The 3,544-nt window shown below is 66.8% G+C and carries 5 protein-coding genes; 4 read left to right on the forward strand and 1 reads right to left on the reverse strand.

Annotation, left to right across the window (positions count from 1 at the left end; all coding sequences use genetic code 11):
• Positions 1-260 precede the first annotated feature (260 nt).
• Both VG320_RS25555 and VG320_RS25560 read left to right on the forward strand, forming a co-directional pair.
• On the forward strand, positions 261-611 hold the full coding sequence (locus VG320_RS25555) for a BON domain-containing protein (RefSeq protein WP_327202855.1): 351 nt from the start codon (positions 261-263) through the stop codon (positions 609-611).
• Between the two features lie 228 nt (positions 612-839).
• A complete protein-coding gene (locus VG320_RS25560) occupies positions 840-1,100 on the forward strand; it encodes a hypothetical protein (protein ID WP_327202856.1) in 261 nt (86 codons plus the stop codon).
• 132 nt (positions 1,101-1,232) lie between these two features.
• On the opposite strand, the gene VG320_RS25565 is transcribed toward VG320_RS25560, so the two are convergent.
• Positions 1,233-2,021, reverse strand: coding sequence for a sulfite exporter TauE/SafE family protein (locus VG320_RS25565; RefSeq protein ID WP_327202857.1), 789 nt, complete (start codon positions 2,019-2,021; stop codon positions 1,233-1,235).
• Between the two features lie 177 nt (positions 2,022-2,198).
• Here VG320_RS25565 and rarD point away from each other — a divergent pair, with 177 nt between their 5' ends.
• Positions 2,199-3,101 (forward strand): EamA family transporter RarD, encoded by a 903-nt coding sequence (rarD, locus tag VG320_RS25570; RefSeq protein WP_327202858.1) that lies wholly within the window; start codon positions 2,199-2,201, stop codon positions 3,099-3,101.
• A 102-nt stretch (positions 3,102-3,203) separates the two neighbouring features.
• A partial coding sequence (locus VG320_RS25575) for a DUF5594 family protein (RefSeq protein ID WP_327202859.1) occupies positions 3,204-3,544 on the forward strand: 341 nt, incomplete at its 3' end.

Consider the following 3,544-nt stretch of genomic DNA (forward strand, 5'->3'; position numbering starts at 1 on the left):
AATCGACGCACGCGCGTCGCTTCGCGCTACTGAATCCTTGCCTCTCGCATCAGCGTGTCCTGACCATGGCAGTGTCGCTATGTCTTGACGCGCGCATGCGCTCGCATGCCTGCCCGTGGGTGTCGTACCGAAGCCGTCAGACTGGGCCGGGCGGGCCACTTCGTCCAGCCACAGGAAGAGGCGGTCCATTTTCGCCACGTGGCTTGGGCCATGAGCGAAGCAACGTGTGAAGCAACAACGCGATAGTACAAGGAGAAAACATGAAATCGGTCGCTATTCTGAAGACTCTGGCCGCTGTGGCCTGCGTGACGGTCGCATGCAGCGTGTATGCCCAGGACAACTCGGCGGCGAGCGGCGCGGCCATGACGTCGGCGGCTCCGGCTCCGTCGGCCAAGAAGGTTGACCGCAAGCTCGGCTACACCGTGCGCAAGGCGCTCTCGAAGGCCCAGGGCCTCGACGTGTCGAACATCACCGTGCGCTCGCGTTCGGGCGCCGTCACGCTGACCGGCACGGTGCCGGATCAGGGGCAGATCGATCAGGCAGGCCAGGTCGCGCAAGGCGTGGCAGGCGTGAAGTCGGTTGCGAACAAGCTGACGGTCATGCGGCAGTAAATGCTGGATTGAGCGACGGCCAGCCGCTCCGCTTAGGCGGAGCGCAGCGTACCGCGAGAACGGGCCCCGGCACTGCGCCGGGGCCCGTTTTTTTCGGACAATCTGAAGAAGGAATGGCGGATGCGCGTCTTAAATGTGGACTGACACACAGCTTTCGCGTGTTTGGGGGTATACCTTGTAAGCATGCAGACCCCACGAGTCTCTTGTGGCTCCTTGCCGGACACCGTCATGACCATTCATACCTACGCCGACTTGCCGCTCGTCGATCGCGCGGCCTTCGAGCTGGCCTGCGCGCGGCACGGCTTCGCTCCCATCCACTTCAACGTGAGCGGTGAAGCCGATCCCGACGATCCCGAGCACGGCGAACTGCTGATCGTGCGGCGCGGCGCGTGGGCCCAGGCCTACCGCATCGACCCCCGCGGCCAGTGGCTGCGCCAGTTCGAAACCGATCTGAACGGCCGTTTCTTCAGCCGGGCGCCTTACGCCTGAGCCGAAGGGCCGCACGAACGGCGATTGATCGGGGAAAGACGCGCGGCGGCATCGCCGCGCGGTGGAGGCGCTGTACTTGCCTGCGCCTCGCCGGGCTCAAGCGAAATCAAGCAGGCTCAAGCGAAATCAAACTTAGGACAGCACGAGCCGCGCGCCCACGAGCGTAAGCGTGGCGGCGAGCAGCATACGCAGCAGCTTTTCTGGCGCGCGCGACGAAAGCATGCTGCCGATGGCGATGCCCGGCAGGGACCCGCACAGCAGCGAAAGCAGCATCGACCAGTCGATTGAGCCAAGCAGCCAGTGCCCCGCGCCCGCGAGCAGCGTGAGCGGCACCGCATGGGCGACGTCGGAGCCCACGATGCGCACCGTCGGCAGCGCCGGATAAAGCAGCAACAACACCGTCACGCCAATCGCGCCCGCGCCCACCGAGGTCAGCGACACCAGCGCGCCCAGAATCGCCCCCGTGAGTATCGTGAAGAGCAGCGTGCGCGTCTCGCTCGGCCCATGGCGATGGCGCGCGGCGAAGGCGGCCAGTTGCGGGCGGAACAGCAGGGCCACCGCGGTGATCAGCAGCGCCGCGCCCAGCACGGCCTGGATCAGATGCCCGGCGCGCGGCGTGTCCATGCCGTAGCGATGCAGCAGGATCAGCGTGATCGTGGCCGCCGGCACGCTGCCGGCCGCCAGACGCAGCGTCACACGCCAGTCCACCGAGCCCTTGAGCCCATGCACCAGCGTGCCCGCCGACTTGGTCGCGGCCGCATAGAGCAGGTCGGTGCCGACGGCGGTGGCAGGATGGACGTTGAAGAGCAGCACGAGGATCGGCGTCATCAGCGAGCCGCCGCCCACGCCCGTCAGGCCGACCAGGAAGCCGACCGCGAGGCCGGACAGCGAATACAGCGGTTCGATATGAGGTAGGTGCATCGCGGCGGCGCGGATCGGCGAAAGTCCGCTATTGTCGCAAAACCGGCGGCCTGGCGCAGGGCTCGATGAAATCTTCCTGAAATTTTGTGCTACGGTTTTGTCCCGCAGAGACCTCTTCGACTGTGGCGACGGGCGAGCCCGCCGGCGCAATCCAGCGTCAATCCAACCAGAACGACTATGAATTCCGGCATCGCCTACGCCCTGTCCGCCTTTGTGATGTGGGGCCTCTTTCCGATCTACTTCAAGACGCTCCACCAGATCCCCGCCCTCGAAATGCTCGCGCACCGCATGGCGTGGTCGCTCGTGTTCATCCTCGGCGTGCTGCTGGTGCGGCATCACTGGAGCTGGCTGCGACCGGCGCTGCGCGACCGGCGCCTGGTGGCGCGCTTCGCGGCTAGCGCCGTGCTGCTTTCGGCCAACTGGGGCATCTATATCTGGGCCGTCAACGCCGGGCATATCGTCGAGGCGAGTCTGGGCTACTTCATCAATCCGCTCATCAACGTGGTGTTCGGCTACGCGTTCCTGCGCGAGCGGCTGCGGCCGCTGCAATGGTGCGCGGTGGCGATCGCGGCGCTGGGCGTGGCGTGGCTGACCTGGCAGAACGGCACGCCGCCCTGGATCAGCCTGGCGCTGGCGGCGACCTTCGGCGGTTATGGGCTGTTGCGCAAGACCGCGAAGCTGGGCGCGCTCGAAGGGCTGACGCTCGAGACCGTGCTGCTGTTTCCCGTGGCGCTCGTTTATCTGAGCGCGATTGGTCTCGCGGGCACGAGTCATTTCGCGCATGCGACGCTGGGCGTGCAGTTGCTTCTGGCCGCGGCGGGCCCGGTCACCGCCGTGCCGCTTCTGATGTTCGCGGCGGCCGCGCGGCGCATTCCGCTGTCGATGCTCGGGCTGATCCAGTACGTCACGCCCACGCTGCAACTGCTCACGGGCGTGCTGATCTACGGCGAGCCGTTCGGCTGGGTGCGTTTCATCGGCTATGGGGCGATCTGGGTCGCGCTCGCGCTCTATTCGCTCGAAGGGCTGCGCGGGACGCTGGCGGCTGCGCGGGCCGCGCGGTCGGCACGCGTCGCGGGTTAAGGCGCGAGGCGCGCGCGTTCACGTTCAGGCTGGCCGATGCGGCAGGCGTATGCGACGATGTGCCGAAGCCCATCAGCGCCTGACGAACGGAGACACCCGCGCATGAGTCATGAAGCCGTGCATCGATTCGAAGAGGCGTTCGCGCCGCGCATCGCCGCGAAGCTCGCGAGCCATTTCGGACCGACGGTGCAGGTCGATGTCGTGCCCAGCGCGGGACATGGCCGTCCCACGCGCGTGCGTCTGCGTGGCGAGCCCGGCGAGGAGCGGCATCCCTATGCGTATGCGCTGAACGCGTCGCTGACCTGGGACATCGACGAGATCGAGCGCCTCATGGAACCCGGCGGCGAGGCGCGCTTCGCGCACTACCTGGAAGCGACCGTGCGCAAGATGGCGTCGTGGGAAACGGCGCGTGAGGTGGACTTCGCCACGCGCACGCAGGGCGA

Source organism: Paraburkholderia sp. (genome assembly GCF_035948235.1).
In the GTDB taxonomy this organism is placed as follows: domain Bacteria; phylum Pseudomonadota; class Gammaproteobacteria; order Burkholderiales; family Burkholderiaceae; genus Paraburkholderia.